At 73.2% G+C, this 16,318-nt stretch carries 16 protein-coding genes; 1 reads left to right on the top strand and 15 read right to left on the bottom strand.

Translation table 11 applies throughout. The features are described 5' to 3' along the window. Nucleotides 1–33: 33 nt before the first annotated feature. The 10 genes from ACPYO4_RS12850 to ACPYO4_RS12805 form a co-directional block, all read right to left on the bottom strand. Nucleotides 34–384 (bottom strand): RNA polymerase-binding protein RbpA, encoded by a 351-nt coding sequence (locus ACPYO4_RS12850; RefSeq protein ID WP_425709643.1) that lies wholly within the window; start codon nucleotides 382–384, stop codon nucleotides 34–36. 1 nt (nucleotide 385) lies between these two features. Beyond that, nucleotides 386–631, bottom strand: coding sequence for a preprotein translocase subunit SecG (gene secG / locus ACPYO4_RS12845; RefSeq protein ID WP_425709642.1), 246 nt, complete (start codon nucleotides 629–631; stop codon nucleotides 386–388). A gap of 153 nt (nucleotides 632–784) precedes the next feature. Next, entirely contained in the window at nucleotides 785–1,576 is a 792-nt protein-coding gene (gene tpiA, locus ACPYO4_RS12840; protein ID WP_425709641.1) for a triose-phosphate isomerase, read from the bottom strand. Further along, nucleotides 1,573–2,769, bottom strand: a complete 1,197-nt coding sequence (locus ACPYO4_RS12835; protein WP_425709640.1) for a phosphoglycerate kinase — start codon at nucleotides 2,767–2,769, stop codon at nucleotides 1,573–1,575. Before ACPYO4_RS12835 ends, tpiA begins: the two co-directional genes overlap by 4 nt. Nucleotides 2,770–2,885: 116 nt before the next feature. Then, nucleotides 2,886–3,893, bottom strand: a complete 1,008-nt coding sequence (gene gap / locus ACPYO4_RS12830) for a type I glyceraldehyde-3-phosphate dehydrogenase (RefSeq protein ID WP_425709639.1) — start codon at nucleotides 3,891–3,893, stop codon at nucleotides 2,886–2,888. A gap of 272 nt (nucleotides 3,894–4,165) precedes the next feature. Continuing rightward, a complete protein-coding gene (gene whiA, locus ACPYO4_RS12825) occupies nucleotides 4,166–5,146 on the bottom strand; it encodes a DNA-binding protein WhiA (protein WP_425709638.1) in 981 nt (326 codons plus the stop codon). 11 nt (nucleotides 5,147–5,157) lie between these two features. Beyond that, nucleotides 5,158–6,201 (bottom strand): gluconeogenesis factor YvcK family protein, encoded by a 1,044-nt coding sequence (locus tag ACPYO4_RS12820; protein WP_425709637.1) that lies wholly within the window; start codon nucleotides 6,199–6,201, stop codon nucleotides 5,158–5,160. Then, nucleotides 6,201–7,142, bottom strand: a complete 942-nt coding sequence (rapZ, locus tag ACPYO4_RS12815) for an RNase adapter RapZ (protein ID WP_425709636.1) — start codon at nucleotides 7,140–7,142, stop codon at nucleotides 6,201–6,203. The genes ACPYO4_RS12820 and rapZ overlap by 1 nt, the downstream gene beginning before the upstream one ends. 19 nt (nucleotides 7,143–7,161) lie before the next feature. Then, nucleotides 7,162–9,354 carry an excinuclease ABC subunit UvrC gene (gene uvrC, locus ACPYO4_RS12810; RefSeq protein ID WP_425709635.1) on the bottom strand — a complete coding sequence of 731 codons (2,193 nt, stop codon included), beginning with the start codon at nucleotides 9,352–9,354 and terminating at the stop codon, nucleotides 7,162–7,164. A 119-nt stretch (nucleotides 9,355–9,473) separates the two neighbouring features. Continuing rightward, nucleotides 9,474–9,959, bottom strand: a complete 486-nt coding sequence (locus ACPYO4_RS12805) for an OsmC family protein (RefSeq protein WP_425709634.1) — start codon at nucleotides 9,957–9,959, stop codon at nucleotides 9,474–9,476. Between the two features lie 189 nt (nucleotides 9,960–10,148). Between ACPYO4_RS12805 and ACPYO4_RS12800 the strand changes: the two genes are divergently transcribed. Then, nucleotides 10,149–10,706, top strand: a complete 558-nt coding sequence (locus ACPYO4_RS12800; RefSeq protein WP_425709633.1) for a T6SS immunity protein Tdi1 domain-containing protein — start codon at nucleotides 10,149–10,151, stop codon at nucleotides 10,704–10,706. A 164-nt stretch (nucleotides 10,707–10,870) separates the two neighbouring features. Here the strand turns inward: ACPYO4_RS12800 and ACPYO4_RS12795 are convergent, their stop codons facing one another. Genes ACPYO4_RS12795 through ACPYO4_RS12775 form a run of 5 tightly spaced genes read right to left on the bottom strand, consistent with a single transcriptional unit; the run spans nucleotide 10,871 to nucleotide 16,255 of the window. Further along, nucleotides 10,871–11,245 carry a hypothetical protein gene (locus tag ACPYO4_RS12795; protein ID WP_425709632.1) on the bottom strand — a complete coding sequence of 125 codons (375 nt, stop codon included), beginning with the start codon at nucleotides 11,243–11,245 and terminating at the stop codon, nucleotides 10,871–10,873. A gap of 58 nt (nucleotides 11,246–11,303) precedes the next feature. Continuing rightward, entirely contained in the window at nucleotides 11,304–14,501 is a 3,198-nt protein-coding gene (locus ACPYO4_RS12790) for a polymorphic toxin type 15 domain-containing protein (RefSeq protein WP_425709631.1), read from the bottom strand. A gap of 1 nt (nucleotide 14,502) precedes the next feature. Next, nucleotides 14,503–14,826, bottom strand: coding sequence for a type VII secretion target (locus ACPYO4_RS12785; protein ID WP_425709630.1), 324 nt, complete (start codon nucleotides 14,824–14,826; stop codon nucleotides 14,503–14,505). After that, nucleotides 14,823–15,302 carry a hypothetical protein gene (locus tag ACPYO4_RS12780; RefSeq protein WP_425709629.1) on the bottom strand — a complete coding sequence of 160 codons (480 nt, stop codon included), beginning with the start codon at nucleotides 15,300–15,302 and terminating at the stop codon, nucleotides 14,823–14,825. The genes ACPYO4_RS12785 and ACPYO4_RS12780 overlap by 4 nt, the downstream gene beginning before the upstream one ends. Beyond that, nucleotides 15,299–16,255 carry an immunity protein Imm33 domain-containing protein gene (locus ACPYO4_RS12775; protein WP_425709628.1) on the bottom strand — a complete coding sequence of 319 codons (957 nt, stop codon included), beginning with the start codon at nucleotides 16,253–16,255 and terminating at the stop codon, nucleotides 15,299–15,301. Before ACPYO4_RS12775 ends, ACPYO4_RS12780 begins: the two co-directional genes overlap by 4 nt. Between the last annotated feature and the right edge of the window lie 63 nt (nucleotides 16,256–16,318).

Below are 16,318 nucleotides of genomic sequence, written 5' to 3'. Positions count from 1 at the left end.
CCGGGCCGCGTCCGACGTCGTCGGGGGTGGGCCTCAGGCGGTGCCGCGGCGGGCGCGCAGCGCGCTGAGGGCCTCGTCGAGGAGGGCCGCGCCGTCGCCGTCGGACCGGCGCTCCTTCACGTAGGCGAGGTGCGTCTTGTAGGGCTCGTTGCGGGGAGCCTCGGGCGGGGCGTCCCGGTCCTGACCGGCGGGCATGCCGCAGCGGGGGCAGTCCCAGGTCTCGGGGGGCACGACCTCGCCGTCGACCGCGAAGCTGGGGCTCGACTCGTGGCCCTGGGCGCACCAGTACGAGACCTTGACCCGGGGGGCGAGCTCGCCGCGCTCCATCTCCCCCATCGGGCCCGCGCCCACGCGCGAGCCACGGATCGCGTTGCCCCCGGCCATGTCAGTCTCCGAACTTCATGATGAGGCCGAGCATGACCACGCACAGGCCCCAGGCGACCGAGACCGCGACGGTCAGCCGGTTGAGGTTGCGTTCCGCCACGCCGGAGGAACCGACCGAGGAGGTGAGGCCGCCGCCGAACATGTCGGACAGGCCGCCGCCGCGCCCCTTGTGCATGAGCACAAAGAGGACGAGCACGATGCTGAGCAGCACGAGCAGCACGCTCAGGATCACCTTGAGCCAGATCACGGTGGGACAACTCCTCGGGAACGACGCGCGACGCCGGCGGGCGCCCCGACGATGATAAGCGATGACCCGCGGGCCGGGCGCACCTTGGACGAGCGACGGGGCACGGCCCGGGCTGCTCGCCCGCGCCGTTCCCCGTGCCCGGTGTCGGGTAGGTCAGCCGCCGACGTGCTGCTGGTAGCGCACGATCGCGGCGAACTCCTCCGCCTTGAGGCTGGCCCCGCCGACGAGCGCGCCGTCCACGTCGTCGCCCGCCATGATGGCGGCGATGTTGCCGGACTTGACCGAGCCGCCGTAGAGGACGCGGACGGAGTCCGCCAGCTCGGGCGAGTAGAGCTCCGCCAGGCGGGCGCGCACGGCGGCACACACCTCCTGCGCGTCCTCGGGCGTGGCGACCTCACCGGTGCCGATGGCCCACACGGGCTCGTAGGCGACGACGACGGATCCCGCCTGGTCGGCGTCCAGCGCCTCGAACGCGCCGGTGATCTGCGCGGTCACGTGCTCGACGTGCGTCCCGGCCCGGCGGACCTCGAGGCCCTCCCCGACGCAGATGATCGGGGTGATGCCCGCCCCGAGCGCGGCGGCGGCCTTGCGGCCCACGAGCGCGTCGTCCTCGGCGTGGTACTCGCGACGCTCGGAGTGCCCGACGACAACGTGGCTGACGCCGAGCTTGGCGAGCATCGCGGCGGAGATCTCGCCCGTGTAGGCACCCGAGGCGTGCTCCGAGACGTCCTGCGCGCCGTAGGCGATGTCGAGCTTGTCGCCGTCGACGAGGGTCTGCACCGAGCGAAGGTCGGTGAACGGCGGGACGACGACGACCTCGACCTGCTCGTGGTCGTGCTTGGCGTCGGTGAGGGTCCACGCGAGCTTCTGCACGAGGTGAGTGGCCTCGTGGTGGTCGAGGTTCATCTTCCAGTTGCCCGCCATGAGCGGGGTGCGAGCGTTCATGCGTTGTCCTCCAGGACGCTGAGACCGGGCAGCTCCTTGCCCTCGAGGAGCTCGAGGGAGGCGCCGCCACCGGTGGAGATGTGGGAGAAGGTGGACTCGTCGAACCCGAGGAGCCGCACGGCGGCGGCGGAGTCGCCGCCGCCGACGATGGTGTAGCCGTCGGCGTCGGACAGCGCCTGCGCGACCGCCTTGGTGCCGGCGGCGAACGGGGCCATCTCGAACACGCCCATCGGCCCGTTCCAGACGACGGTGCGGGCACCCGCGATGGCGGCGGCGTAGGCCGTGGAGGTCTCCGGGCCGATGTCGAGGCCCATCTGGTCGGCCGGGATCTGCTCGGCGGGAACCGTGGTGGCGGGCGCATCGGCGTCGAACGCCGGGGCGACGACGACGTCGGTGGGCAGGAGGATCTGGACCCCGCGCTCGGCCGCCCGGTCGAGGTAGCCGCGGACCGTGTCGAGCTGGTCCTCCTCGAGCAGCGACGTGCCGACCTCGTGGCCCTGGGCCGCCAGGAAGGTGAACGCCATGCCGCCGCCGACCAGCAGGGTGTCGGCCTTCTCGACGAGGTTGGCGATGACGCCGAGCTTGTCGGAGACCTTCGACCCGCCCAGGGCCACGGCGTAGGGCCGCTCGGGGTCGTTGGTCGCCCGGGACAGGGCCTCGACCTCGGCGAGGACGAGCTGACCCGCCGCCGCGGGCAGCACCTGCGCGATGTCGTAGACCGAGGCCTGCTTGCGGTGGACGACGCCGAATCCGTCGGAGACGAAGGCGTCGGCGAACCGGGCGAGGTCGGTCGCCATGGCCTGCCGCAGGGCGTCGTCCTTCGAGCTCTCGCGGGGATCGAAGCGGACGTTCTCCAGCAGCAGCACCTGGCCGTCGGTCAGCGCGTCGACGGCGGCCGCCGCGCCGTCGTCCACGACGTCGGGAGCCAGTGCCACGTCGTGGCCGAGCAGCTCGCCGAGCCGCGCGGCGACCGGGGCTAGGCTGAACTCCGGGTTCGGCTCACCCTTGGGTCGGCCGAGGTGCGCCATGACGACGACCCGCGCACCGGCGTCGACCAGGCGCGTGAGGGTGGGCAGTGCGGCGCGGATGCGCCCGTCGTCGGTGATGGTGGTGCCGTCCAGCGGGACGTTGAAGTCCGAACGGACCAGCACGCGGCGTCCGGCGAGGTCGCCGAGTGACTCGATCGTCTTCATGCGGTGCTCCTTGCTCGTCGAGGGGTGGTCGGGCCGGGCCCGCACAGGCCGCGACGCCCGCGCACGGCGCTGCTGCGCGGTGGGCGGACGTCGCGGTCAGGCGGTGACGGCGTCGGTCAGAGACGCGCGCCGATGTAGGCGGCCAGCGTGACGAGCGACGAGGAGTAGCCGAACTCGTTGTCGTACCAGGCGACGACCTTGACCTGGTCGTCGATCACCTTGGTCAGGCCCGCGTCGAAGATCGACGTGTGCGAGTTGCCCACGATGTCCTGCGAGACGATCGGGTCCTCGGTGTACTGGACGATGCCCTTGAGCTCCTCGGACTCCGCGGCGGCCTTCATGGCGGCGTTGACGGACTCGACCGTGACGGGCTTGCTGGCGGTGAACGTGAGGTCCGTCGCGGAGCCGGTCGGGGTCGGCACGCGGAGCGCGTAGCCGTCGAGCTTGCCCTTGAGCTGCGGGAGCACGAGCGAGACGGCCTTGGCGGCACCCGTCGAGGTCGGGATGATCGACAGGGCGGCGGCGCGGGCGCGACGCAGGTCCTTGTGCGGGCCGTCCTGGAGGTTCTGGTCGGCCGTGTAGGCGTGGATGGTGGTCATGAGGCCGCGCTCGATGCCGAACTCCGCGTCGAGGACCTTGGCCATCGGCGCGAGGCAGTTGGTCGTGCACGAGGCGTTGGAGACCACGTGGTGGTTCGCCGGGTCGTACTCGGTGTGGTTCACGCCGACGACGAACGTCGCGTCCTCGTTCTTGCCGGGGGCCGAGATGATGACCTTCTTCGCGCCGGCCTCGATGTGCGCCTTGGCCTTGGTCGCGTCGGTGAAGCGGCCCGTGGACTCGATGACGATGTCGGCGCCCAGCTCGCCCCAGGGCAGCTTGGTCGGGTCCGGCTCGGCCAGCGCGCGGAAGGTGACGTCGCCGACGCTGATGTTCTCGTCGTCGTGGGTCACCTCGTCGGCCAGCACGCCGAAGATCGAGTCGTACTTGAGCAGGTGCGCGAGGGTGCGGTTGTCCGTGAGGTCGTTGACGCCGACGATCTGCACGTCGGCGCCCGACGCCAGCAGCGCACGCGTGAAGTTGCGTCCGATACGGCCGAAGCCGTTGATGCCAACCTTGATGGTCACTGTGGTTCTCTCCTCCTCGGTGCACCGGTCGGGGCGCACGCATGTCGGTCGGGCCTGCGTGGGCGGCGCCCGCGACGGACCGTGGCCGTCGGCGTCATCCCCACGCCCCTGATCCTAGTCGGACGCGCGGACGGGCAGCAGCGGCGATCGTCCGTCGTCCGCCCACGGTGAACGGATGCGCACGGATGACCGCGTCGGCGACCCGTCGATGGGAGGAGGCCCACCCGCGGCCCGGCCGGTTCCGGCGGCACGGGCGGGCACGGACGGGCCGCTCAGGCGTCCTCGTCGTCGGGCGGGAGCACCGCCTGCGTGCTGGGCACGCCCAGCTCCTCGGCGCGACGGTCGGCCATGGCGAGCAGCCGCCGGATCCGGCCGGCGACGGCGTCCTTCGTCATCGGGGGGTCCGACATCACGCCGAGCTCCTCGAGGGAGGCCTGCCGGTTGGCCATGCGCAGCCGGCCCGCCTCGAGCAGGTGGTCCGGCACCTCGTCGCCGAGGATCTCGAAGGCCCGCTCCACGCGCGCGCCGGCGGCGACCGCGGCGCGTGCCGAGCGGCGCAGGTTGGCGTCGTCGAAGTTGGCCAGGCGGTTCGCGGTGCCGCGCACCTCGCGCCGGGTGCGGCGCTCCTCCCACGTGAGCACGGCGTCGTGGGCACCCATGCGGGTCAGGAGTGCCGAGATGCCGTCGCCGTCGCGCACGACGACCCGGTCCACGCCGCGCACCTCGCGGTTCTTTCCGGACACGCCGAGCCGCCGTGCGCAGCCCACGAGGGCGAGGGCGGCCTCGGGCCCCGGACAGGTGATCTCGAGCGAGGACGAGCGGCCGGGCTCGGTGAGCGACCCGTGGACGAGGAAGGCGCCCCGCCAGGCGGCGGTCGCCTCGGCGACCCCGGCCCCGACGACGGCGGTCGGCAGCCCGCGGACGGGCCGACCACGATTGTCCAGCAGGCCGGTCTGCCGGGCGAGCGCCTCGCCGTCCTTGACCACGCGCACGATGTAGCGGGTGGAGCGGCGCAGCCCGCCCGGGGAGACGACGAGGATGTCGCCGTGGAGCCCGAACAGCTCGTCGATCCCGGTGCGCAGGCGCCGGGCGACGATCGCGGTGTCGAGCTCGGCCTCGAGCACGATGCGACCGCTGACGATGTGCAGCCCTCCCGCGAACCGGAGGATGGTCGAGAGCTCTGCGCGCTTGGCCGAGGCCTTGGGGACGTCGACGCGGGCGAGCTCGTCCTTGACGGCCGCGGTGAGGGACATGACGCCCATCTTCACATCCCCCGCCCGTCGGTGCGTCCGGCGGTCTCGACGTCGCCCTCCGTGCGCTCCATCGCGTCGCGCAGGGCTGCGGCCAGGCGCAACGGGTCGTGGGTGGCGTCCGCGCCGGTCGCCCGCACCTGCCGGAGCAGGATCCGGGCGCCGAGCGCCGCGGCCGCCCGCTCGAGCTCGTCGAGGTCGTCGACGACCAGCGGGTCCGCGACGACGACGTCGAGCCGGAGGTCCGGCGCGTGGTCGTGCAGGGAGCGCAGGTGGTCGGAGACGGACATGCCCTCGGACTCAGAGTCGTCGTTGGAGAGGTTGAGGACGAGCGCGCGGTGCGCGTCGGTCGTGCACAGGGCGTCGACGAGCTCGGGCACGAGCAGGTGGGGCACGACGGACGTGTACCAGGAGCCCGGACCGAGGATCACCCAGTCGGCCTCCCGCACCGCCGAGACCCCCTCCGGTCGCGCGGGCGGGTCGCCCGGGAGCAGCCGCACCGATCGGACACGGCCCGAGACCTTCGCGACCCGGGACTGACCGCGCACGACCCGGACCTCGCCGGTGGCCGGGTCCACGACGTCGGCCTCGATGTCCAGCGGGACGGCGGACATCGGGACCACGCGACCGCGCACGCCGAGCAGGCTCGCCACCCACTCCAGGCCCTGGACCTCGTCGTCGAGGATCGACCACAGGGCGACGATGAGGATGTTGCCGACGCTGTGGTTGTCGAGCGGCCCGTCGGACCGAAGCCGGTGCTGCAGGACGTCCCGCCAGGTCTGGCCCCACTCGCCGTCGTCGCACAGGGCGGACAGCGCCATGCGCAGGTCGCCGGGCGGCAGCACGCCGAGCTCGCCGCGCAGCCGGCCAGACGACCCGCCGTCGTCGGCGACCGTGACGATCGCGGTGACGGCGGAGGTGAGGTGCCGGACCGCGGACAGGGTGGCCGCAAGGCCGTGGCCGCCGCCGAGGGCGACGACCTTCGCGCCCCGGGCGCCGGTCCCCCTGGGTTCCGGGAGGCCGGAGTACCCGGGCCGGCCGGGGGTGGGTACCGCCATCACTCGCGCCCCACGTCCCGGTGGAGGGTGCGCACCACCTGGCCCCGCGCGCGGAAGAGCTGCGCCATCCGCTCGGTGACCGCGACGGAGCGGTGCTTGCCGCCCGTGCAGCCCACGCCGATGGTGACGAACGGCTTGAGCTCGTCGAGGTAGCGGTCCAGCACGGGCGCGATCGTGTCGACGTAGCTCTCGACGAACTGCTCCGCGTCCGGCTGCGAGAGGACGTAGGAGGAGACCTTGTCGTCCTGCCCGGTGAGGTGGCGCAGCTCGGAGACCCAGTACGGGTTGGAGAGGAACCGGACGTCGACGACGTGGTCGGCGTCGAGCGGGAGGCCGTACTTGAAGCCGAACGACATGATGGACAGGCGGACCTGCCGGTCGACGGACTGCCCCACCTCCTCCCGGACGCGGCGCGCGAGGTCGTGCACGGACAGGCTCGTGGTCTCGATGATGACGTCGGCGCGGCTGCGCAGGTCGCGCAGCAGCGACCGCTCGGCGGTGATCCCGTCGAGGAGCCGGCCGTCGCCCTGGAGCGGGTGCGGCCGGCGCACGGACTCGTAGCGCCGGACGAGCTCGGCGTCGTCGGCGTCGAGGAACATGATGCGGTAGTCGACGCCGCGGTCGCGCATCTCGGCGAGCACGGCGACGAGCTCGGAGAAGAACGCCCCTGACCGCACGTCGACGACGGCGGCGAGCCGGCGCACGCCCGCGCCGGGGGTCAGCAGGCCGGCCAGGGCACCGAGCAGGCGCGGCGGCAGGTTGTCGACGACGTACCACGACAGGTCCTCCAGGGCCGCCGCGGCCCGGGAGCGGCCGGCACCCGACATCCCCGTGATGATGAGCAGCTCCGCCGGCTCCACGTCGGGGAGCGTCGCGGACTCGTCGAGCTCGGGGATGCCGTCGGGGACCGTCGGGGGGCGGGGATCGGCACCGTCAGTCATGGCCTCAGTGTGCCAGTGATCACGCCTGCTCGGTCCGCTCGCCCGTCCCCGTACCCGTCCCGGCGTCCTCCGTCCCCGTCCCGGCGTCCTCGGTCGCACCGGGCGGCGCCAGCGCCTCGAGGACGGCCCGGGCGGTGGCCGGTCCGATCCCCCTGACCTGCGCGATCTCCTCGACCTCCGCCACCCTCAGGCGCTTGACCGAGCCGAAGGTCTTGAGCAGGGCCTTCTGCCGGGCAGGGCCCAGGCCGGGGACGTCGTCGAGCACGGACCTCGTCTGCCGCTTGGAGCGGCGGGAGCGGTGGTGCGTGACGGCGAACCGGTGCGACTCGTCGCGCAGGTGCTGGAGGAGGTACAGCGCGGGCGAGGTGCGGGGCAGGATGACGGGGAACGGCTCGCCCGGCAGCCACACCTCCTCCAGGCGCTTGGCCAGGCCGACGACGGCGACGTCGTCCACCCCGAGGTCGACCATCGCGCGGTGGGCCGCGTTGACCTGCGGCTCGCCGCCGTCGACCACGACGAGCTGCGGCGGGTAGGCGAACCGGCGGGCGCGCCCGGTCGCGGGGTCGACGGGTCCGACGTCGAGCGGGATGCCGTCGTCGTCGATCTCGATCGGACCGGACGCACCGGGGTCCGCGCCCCCTGCGTCCGTGGGCCGGCCGTTCCCGTCGGCCGTCCGCTCGCGCTCGTCCCGCTGCTCCCGCTCGGCGAGGAGCCGGGCGAACCGCCGCCGCAGGACCTCGTCCATGGCCGCGGTGTCGTCCCGGGCGCCGGAGCCGTCCTCGCCCCGGACGACGAAGTGCCGGTAGTCGGACTTCTTGGGCATGCCGTCCTCGAAGACGACCATCGACCCGACCTGCTCGGTGCCCTGCGTGTGGGAGATGTCGTAGCACTCGATGCGCAGCGGGCTGGCGTCCAGGCCGAGGGCCTCCGTGAGCTCGGCCAGGGCGAGCGAACGCGTGGTGAGGTCGCCGGCGCGGCGGCTCTTGTGCAGCGTGAGGGCCTGCTCGGCGTTGGTGGTCACGGTGGCGAGGAGGGTCGCCTTGTCTCCGCGCTGCGGCACCCGGACCCGCACGCGGGCGCCGCGGCGCACGCCCAGCCAGGCCGTGATCTGCTCGGCGTCGGCGGGCTCGAGCGGGACGAGCACCTCCGCCGGCACGGCGGTCGTCGGCGTGTGCTCGACGTCGTCGGGGCTCGTCGCCCCGCCGTCCGAGGGCCGCCGGCGGGCCGTGCCGACGGACCGCGGGTCGCGCGGTGCGCGTCCGCCCGGGGCACCCGGGCCGTCGCCGTAGACCTGACCGAGCAGCTGCGTGAGCAGGCCCGCGTCGTCGATGTCCTCGACCCGGTCCACCACCCAGCCGCGCTGACCGCGGATGCGCCCGCCCCGCACGTGGAAGACCTGGACGGCGGCCTGGAGCTCGTCGGAGGCCAGGCCGAAGACGTCGGCGTCGGTGCCGTCGGGCAGGACGACGGCGTTCTGCTCGACGACCCGCCGCAGGGCGGCGGCGTCGTCGCGCAGCCGTGCCGCGCGCTCGAAGTCCTGGTCCGCGGCCGCGGCGCGCATGTCCCGCTCGACCTCGCGCAGGTAGGGCCCCGTGCGGCCCGCGAGGAACTCGCACATCTCCTCGGCGATCTCGCGGTGCTCGTCCGGGCTCACACGCCCCACGCAGGGGGCCGAGCACCGGTCGATGTAGCCGAGCAGGCACGGACGACCCGAGGAGGCGGCCTGCCGGTAGACGCCCGGCGAGCAGGTACGGACCGGGAAGACCCGCAGGAGCTGGTCGAGCGTGTCCCGGATCGCCCACGCGTGCGTGTACGGGCCGAAGTACCGCGTGCCCTTGCGCTTGGTGCCGCGGAGCACCTGCGCCCGCGGGATCTCCTCCCCCATCGTCACCGCGAGGTACGGGTAGGACTTGTCGTCGCGGTACTTGACGTTGAACCGGGGGTCGAACTCCTTGATCCACGCGTACTCGAGCGTGAGCGCCTCGACCTCGGTGCCCACGACCGTCCACTCGACCCGCGAGGCGGTCGTCACCATCTGGCGCGTGCGCGGGTGCAGGACGGCGAGGTCCTGGAAGTAGCTCGTCAGGCGCTGCCGCAGCGACTTGGCCTTGCCGACGTAGACGACCCGGTGGTCGTCGTCGAGGAACCGGTAGACGCCCGGGTCGGTGGGGATCTCGCCCGTGGCGGGGCGGTAGACGGACGGGTCGGCCATGGCTCGAGCCTACGTCCGCGTGCCGACGGTCGGGCCGGGCGGCGGTCCGACCGCCGGTGGCGCGACCGGGCGGAGATGGGCGGCGGTACGGCGGCCGGCGCTCGGCCCGTGCGCGGGGCTCAGTCCGTGGGCGCGGACGGGCGCACCTCGATGGGCTCGACCCGCACCGGGACACCGAGCGATCGGGCCAGGTGGTTGTGGTCCCGCGCCGAGGCGTGCAGCCGTGCCGCCGTCTCCTCCCCCACGTGCCCGGAGTAGGTGACCCGCGGCCGCAGGACGATCTCGGTGAACGGGCCCGAGCCCCCGCCCTCGATCCGCTGCGTGGCGGTCGCCTGGTCCAGGTACCCGGTGACGACGACGTCCTCCTTGGCGGCGGTGCGCAGGAACCACAGCATCTGCGCCTGCGACACGGCGCCGAGGAAGAGCTCCTCCGCCTTGTGGCGCGAGACGTCGGTGCGGACACGCAGGTCCGAGCTGGCGAGCAGCGTCGGCTTGCCGTCCACGCGTACCTCGTGGTCGCGCGAGTAGGAGGCGTAGCTCGCGGTGCCGCTCTCGTCGGCACCCGTCCAGTCCACGGTGACGTCGAAGGTCTGCAGTGCGCCCATGCGGAGAGTCTAGGCGGAGGTGGAGCCGGTCACGAGGAGGACGCTCCACCGTCTCCCGGCGGGGCCTCCGTTCGCTCCGGCAACGAGGTCGCCGGGACGGACCTGCACGCCCGCGACCGTCGGACCGTCCGGTGTGGAAGAGTTTCCGTGACGGGCCCGCGGTGGGGCCGGCCACGAAGGGGACCTGGGATGACGACGTTCGAGAGCTTCGACGCCGTGGCGCCGATCGCGCCCGGGACGATCGAGAGGTGGCGCGACCGGGCGCCGGGCGGCCTCGTCGAGGTGTGGGAGGCGCAGGGCAGCGGGCTCGTCGGCGACGGGTACGTGCGCGTCGTCGACCCCGACCGGGCGCACCAGATGCTCGACGGCGTACTGACGATGCCGCCCACCGCCGTCCCCGTGCTGACGACCGCGCTCGCCGACCTCGTCATGTACATCGCACCCGTGTTCCACGTCGCACGGTTCCGGCGCGGGACGATCGACCAGCTCGCGTTCGAGTCGGACCAGCTCTACGCGGACCTGACCGACGACCAGTTCCTCGACGGTGTCCTCGAGCGGCAGCCCTACCCGGCCGCCGCCGACCGCCTCGGCGTCCCCGGCATCGACGAGTGCTTCTTCTACGCCCCGCTGCTGACGATCGGCGGCCCCGAGGTCGAGGCCAACCTCCATCGGGGCGGTCTGTGGGAGAACCTCTCCCTCACCGTCCAGATGTCGGGTCTCCCTCAGCCTCGAGGCGCGCGCGGCTGACCGCCTGCCAGCCGATCACCGGACCGCTGCATACTCCTCGAGCCGGCGGCTGGGCCGGCGTCTGTCGACCGTGCCCCGCGAGTGGTCGAGCAGCGTGTGGTCCCGCGCGGTGCAGGGCCCGTCCGGGACGAGACCGTCCGGGTCGAGGGTCCGGAAGCGCGGGCTCACGATCCGACCGAGCTGAAGCCCGTGTCGACGAACGGCCTGAGGAGCACCTCGCGGTGCTCGGGGGCGAGATCGTCCCCGCGGGCGACGGCGACCGCCGCCGACTCGACGCGGTCGCGCAGCTGGCGCCTCCGACGGCCGGAGAGATCGTCGTCCGAGAGTCCGACCTCGTCGATGGCCTCGAGCGCCGCGCTGCTCACCGCGCCACGCACGGCTGCGGGCAGCCCGCCGACGATCGCCTTGACGGCCGCAGGACGCTCCTGGACCGTCGAGTCGCCCGCCATGAGATCGACCCAGGTCGCGCGAGGTGTCGCGACCACCTCGTCGAGGAACGCCTGGACCTCGTCGTGGTGCTCGCCGAACTTCTGCGTCATCCCGCTCCCCTGCCGTCGTGCTCGAAGCCGTGGCCCGTGCCCGGCCGGACCGTCCGTGTCACGGTACGTCGACCGTGTGGTCGACGGTGAACCTCGGGTTCAACCGGACGTCGCCCAGGAGCTCGTCCGGGATCCCGCTCCGTTCGATGATGGCGTCCATCTGCGCGCGGAGGTCTGCCGCCCGACCGCTCTCGCCGCCCCACTGGGAGCCGAGCGAGGAGTTCACACCCGCGTCCCCCATCCCGGTGAAGTTGTTCGGGTTGCCGCCGGCCACCTGGTCGGGGCCGTGCAGCACCGCCTGGTCGGACATCTCCCGGTCGGCCTGGGCACGTGCCTGCTCAGGAGACAGCCCCTGTTCCTCGAGCACGTCGGCGCGCTGCTGGACCTGGTTCTCGCGATAGCTCGCCTGGTCCGCCTCGCCGGTACGTCCCCGATCGCTGTAGCCGGTCGTGTGGTCGTCCCAGTCCTGGCCGCTCTGCTGCGCAAGGCTCTGTTGTTGGAGCTCGACCTGACGATCGAACTCCGCGCCGCTGTGGTCGACGTTCGAGTGGGTGAACTCGATGTCGACCTGCTCACCGAAGCGCAGCACCCCGTCGTCGTTGATGATCGAGCCGTCGTCGACGAAGGGCTGGAGCTCGGGTGGAACGACGTCCGGGTCCTGCAGCCGACCGCTGTCGGTGAGTCCGGAGGGGGACTCGACGTCCGGGTCGACCGTGCCGACGTAGCCGTTGTCGTCCGGACGGGCGTCGTGGTGCGGGTGGCGCGGGTCCGCGACGTCATCGCCCCATCGGTCGCCCGAGGTCGGCAGCGGGTCGTCGACGTCCGGGGTGTCCGGTGCGTCGGGTGCGTCCGGTGCGTCGCTCTCCGGCGCGTCGGGCCGTGCGCCGCCCCCGGGGTTCTCGAGCACCCACTCGTCGTTGTCCGGGTCCCACTTCATGTGGGTGTTCCGACCGTCCGGGCCGTCCGGCCGCAGCGGCTCGCCCGTGCGATGGTCGACCGGCTGGCCGTCCTGGTTGCGCGGCGCGTTGTCGAGCGCGTCGGCCACGTCCTGGTCCGAGTAGCTGCCGGGAGCGTCGTCGTGACTCTGCGGCACCGTGTCGCGCGGCGACTCGTCCGGGTCCCACTGGTTGCCCGGGCCCTCGGGCTCCGAGTCGGGCCGGGGCGTCGGCGTGTCCGCGCCCTCGGACTCCGGGCGTGCAGCAGGCGTCTCGGGCTCCCCCGCGTCGTTCCGGCCCGACGGCGTGTCCGCACCCTCGGACTCCGGGCGCGCAGCAGGCGTCTCGGGCTCCCCCGCGTCGTTCCGACCCGACGGCGTGTCCGCACCCTCGGACTCCGGGCGCGCAGCAGGCGTCTCGGAGTCGGGCCGCGCACCGGGGGTGTCCGGCGACTGGGAGTCCGGACGCACACCCGGCGTGCTGGACGAGCCAGGACCGTTCGACGAGCCGGGCGTGCTCGGTGAGCTGGGGCTGCTAGGCGACGCCGGCGCGTTCGGGGCCGCTGCCGCCGGCGTCCGGCCACCGGGCGATGTCCCCGGGGAGCTCGGGGCGTTGTTGGACGAGCCCGGACCGCCCGACGTTCCGGGGCTGCTCGGCGCCGTCGAGGATCCTGGTGCGGCAGAGCTTGCCGGTCGGGGTCCGGCCGACGAACCGGAGGCGGGCCCCGACCCGGACGGCTGCCCGGATCCACCGCCGGACGAGCTGGACGGGTTGTTGGCGACGACCGGGCCGTCCGGCTGCGGAGCCGCGCGCGGCGCCGGACTCGGCGCCGCAGAGCCGGATGCGTCGGGCGCAGCCGCTGCCGGGGCGGCGGGGCGCGCGTCGGGCAGTGTGGGAGCGGCGGAGTCCACGTTCACGGCACCTGGTCGTGCTGCAGGCGCGGCTGGGCCGGCTCCGCCCGACGAGGCCGGCGCAGCGTCCGACGGGCCCGACGGCGAGGAGGACTGGTTCGGAGCGGGCGCGCTCGAGCCAGGTGTGCTCGACCCCGGAGAGTCCACGCCAGGGCTGTTCGAGCCAGGGGTGTTCGACCCAGGGCTGTTCGAGCCAGGGGTGTTCGACCCAGGCGTGTTCGGACCGGGCGAGTTCGACCCGGGCGTATCCGCACCGGGGCTGTTCGAGCCGGGCGTGTTCGACCCGGGCGAGTTCGACCCAGGAGTGTTCGACCCAGGAGTGTTCGACCCGGGCGAGTTCGACCCAGGAGTATCCGCACCGGGGCTGTTCGAGCCGGGCGTGTTCGACCCGGGCGAGTTCGACCCGGGCGTGTTCGACCCAGGCGTGTTCGACCCAGGCGTGTTCGACCCAGGAGTGTTCGACCCAGGCGTGTTCGACCCAGGCGTGTTCGAGCCCGGCGTGTTCGCCCCAGGAGTGTTCGACCCAGGAGTGTTCGACCCAGGAGTGTTCGACCCAGGAGTGTTGTGGGACGCCGGCACCGGGTCGCCCGCCTCGCCCGGCGGGCGCGGGCGCGGCATGCCCGGCGTCAGCTCGTCCCAGCCCGGCCGGGCCGGGATGACGGAGCCGGGGTTGGTGAGGATGCGCGGGAGGCGCTTCATGATCCGGTCGAGCCGGTCGAGCAAGCCGCGCAGCGCGCTCACCGACTGGATGACGCCGTCGATCTTGCGCTGGAGACGCGCGGCCGCGCTCGAGACCTTCATGACGAGCCCGCGGATCGCCTCGGGGATCAGCGGCGGAACGAGAGCCTTGAGGCCGGCACTGACGATCGCGCCGACGATCTCCGCGATCGCGTCCCGCACGATGTCGTGCACGGCCTGGACGATCATGGCCGCGCCCTGAAGGGCCAGGGCGGCGGAACCCGCGCCCTCGGCGCAGGACCCGAGCGCGTCGATGTTGCGCTGCTGCACGCCGCGGTACGTGGTGATCGCACCGGCGGACATCCAGCCCATCTGGCCGTCGAGATGCCCCTGCAGGGCCGACTGCGACTCGATCAGCTGATCCTGGACGTTCGTCCAGGTGGTGGCGAAGGCGGTGACGGCATCGGCGTCGCCGGTGAGGTCGTCGAGCCATCCCTTGAGCGGCTGGAAGTGCTCCATGAGCCAGCCGACGCCCATCGAGATGATCGCGCCGAAAGGGTCGACGAACATCGTGAAGTCGAGGACCGCAGTCAGCCCGGAGACCGACGCGGCCACCCAGTCCTCGTTCTGCATGCCCGTGACCACGCCTTCGAGCCCCTCGAGCATGAAGGTGCCCTGGAGCGCGGTCGAGGAGTCCTCGACGGGCGCGACGAGCGGGTTCGGTGCGGACACGTCAGACCTCCACGGTCGTGTCGACGGCGTCGAACTCGACCGATCCGTCGTCGTCGGTCTCGTCGAACGCGTCCGCCATGTCTCTCAGCGGAAGGACCGTGCCGTCGATCTCGTCGGCCACCGACTGGATCGCCTCGGAGACCGCCGAGGTGAGCGGACTGATGATCGGCGGGAGGAACGGCGTGCACATGAGGCCGAACGCGCCGTCGAAGAGGTTGACGCTCCCCGCGGCGTCGGCCGCCATCTGGACGCCGGAGTGGTCGCCGTCGACGCTGGTGGCGTGGCTCCGGATGTCGTCGCTGTTGATGTCGATGGTGTCGTTCATCGGAGCACTCCCCCGTCGCTGCGGCGGCCCACGCCGTCGTCGTCCCCGTCGTCGTCCCCGTCGTCGTCCCCGTCGTCGAGCCGCGGACGGTACAGCGCGTCGAGGGACGCGGCCGTCTCCTCGTCCACCCCACCGACGTCCTCCGCCAGCTCGCGGACCAGTCGCGCGAGCTCGACCCGCGCCGCGTCGTTGGCCTCGAGGATGTCCTGCCGGATCTGCACGAGGGTCGCGTCGCTCAGCTCCTCGGTCAGCGCGAGGTCGACGACGGCGCCGTGCACGTCGAGCGTCACCTCGGCCCCGCGGTCGCGGCTGACGCCGACGGCACGCAGGTCCTCGACGCGCCGGCCGAACTCCTCGTACGCGGACGCCTTGCGCTGGGCCTGCTCGACCTGGTCGTTGATCCGCTGGATCTGCTCGTCGCGCTGGCGCGCGACGTCGGGCGAGACGAAGGCCGATCCGTACGGCAGCTGGCTCATCGGGTCTCCTGTGGCTGGGACGGGTAGGCGGCCGAGGGCCGCATCGTGCCGGGGTCGAGCACCTGACGCCCCTGCTGTCCGCGCCGCGCGAGCAGTCGGGTGCCGACCGGCAGCCCCCACGCTCCCACGACGTAGGGGTCGACGGCGGCAGCCTCGTCGACGGGGACGACGACCACCTGGCGCGTGTCGTCCCGGTAGCGGGGGACGTCCTCCTCCGACCAGAACCGCCAGCCGGAGTCACCCTCCCACGCGGGCTCCTCGCGAATCATCCACGCGACGGGCGCGGCCCCCTCGACGACGTGGTGCGTGGCCAGGCAGACCTGGCCCGTGCCCACGTGGCTCCGGAACGTCGGGACCTCGCCCGCCGCGGCCCGCAGCTCCTCCTGACGGTCGGCGTGGGCGGCCCGGTGCTCCTGCATGCGCCGCAGCAGGACCGGCCGCGAACCGAGCCGGCGGACGAGCACCACCGGGTCGGCGCCGTGCGCGTTCGGGGTGGTGAGATCGACGGGCTCACCGCCGAACCAGAGGTCGTAGAGCTCGGTGAGGCTCTCCTCGGGCAGGCGCAGGAGCGCGAGCAGGTGCGACGGCGCACGGAAGTCGTAGGTCCGCCCGTCCCGGTCCGCACCGACGTCGAGGAGGCGCCTGACGACCCGCGTGAGCGCCGAGGGGTCGGACCAGCCGCGGGCGAACGCCACGTGCAGGGGTCCGAAGCCCTTGGCGTTGGCCACCGGCTCGGCCCCCTGGTCCAGCAGGAAGTGGGTGATCCGGGTACGCGCGACCTCGTCGGCGTTGCCCAGGGCGGCGAGCAGCAGGGGCTGCCCGAGGCGGCGGACGTCCTGCTCGCCGTCGTCGTAGTGCGTGAGGAGCTCGTCGATGCCACCGCACTCCGCGGCCTCGAACAGCGCCAGGCGTCGGTCGGTCTGCTCGGGGGTCGTCGGCGGGGCCTCGGTCATGCGGCGTGCGTCCCCTCGATCGGCGTGCTGCGGTCCGGCTCGACGGTAACGATCAGGTGACGG

The organism is Georgenia sp. Z1491 (genome assembly GCF_049856175.1).
GTDB lineage: Bacteria > Actinomycetota > Actinomycetes > Actinomycetales > Actinomycetaceae > JB111.
This window is presented reverse-complemented; position numbering and strand designations above follow the sequence as displayed.

Coding starts and splice junctions, on each gene's coding strand:
- ACPYO4_RS12805 (WP_425709634.1), bottom strand. CDS start 9,959: ATGGGCGCACTGCAGACCTTCGACGTCACCGTGGACTGGACGGGTGCC.
- ACPYO4_RS12780 (WP_425709629.1), bottom strand. CDS start 15,302: ATGAGCCAGCTGCCGTACGGATCGGCCTTCGTCTCGCCCGACGTCGCG.
- ACPYO4_RS12785 (WP_425709630.1), bottom strand. CDS start 14,826: ATGAACGACACCATCGACATCAACAGCGACGACATCCGGAGCCACGCC.
- whiA (WP_425709638.1), bottom strand. CDS start 5,146: ATGTCCCTCACCGCGGCCGTCAAGGACGAGCTCGCCCGCGTCGACGTC.
- ACPYO4_RS12775 (WP_425709628.1), bottom strand. CDS start 16,255: ATGACCGAGGCCCCGCCGACGACCCCCGAGCAGACCGACCGACGCCTG.
- ACPYO4_RS12800 (WP_425709633.1), top strand. CDS start 10,149: ATGACGACGTTCGAGAGCTTCGACGCCGTGGCGCCGATCGCGCCCGGG.
- ACPYO4_RS12795 (WP_425709632.1), bottom strand. CDS start 11,245: ATGACGCAGAAGTTCGGCGAGCACCACGACGAGGTCCAGGCGTTCCTC.
- ACPYO4_RS12835 (WP_425709640.1), bottom strand. CDS start 2,769: ATGAAGACGATCGAGTCACTCGGCGACCTCGCCGGACGCCGCGTGCTG.
- rapZ (WP_425709636.1), bottom strand. CDS start 7,142: ATGACTGACGGTGCCGATCCCCGCCCCCCGACGGTCCCCGACGGCATC.
- tpiA (WP_425709641.1), bottom strand. CDS start 1,576: ATGAACGCTCGCACCCCGCTCATGGCGGGCAACTGGAAGATGAACCTC.
- uvrC (WP_425709635.1), bottom strand. CDS start 9,354: ATGGCCGACCCGTCCGTCTACCGCCCCGCCACGGGCGAGATCCCCACC.
- ACPYO4_RS12850 (WP_425709643.1), bottom strand. CDS start 384: ATGGCCGGGGGCAACGCGATCCGTGGCTCGCGCGTGGGCGCGGGCCCG.
- ACPYO4_RS12820 (WP_425709637.1), bottom strand. CDS start 6,201: ATGGCGGTACCCACCCCCGGCCGGCCCGGGTACTCCGGCCTCCCGGAA.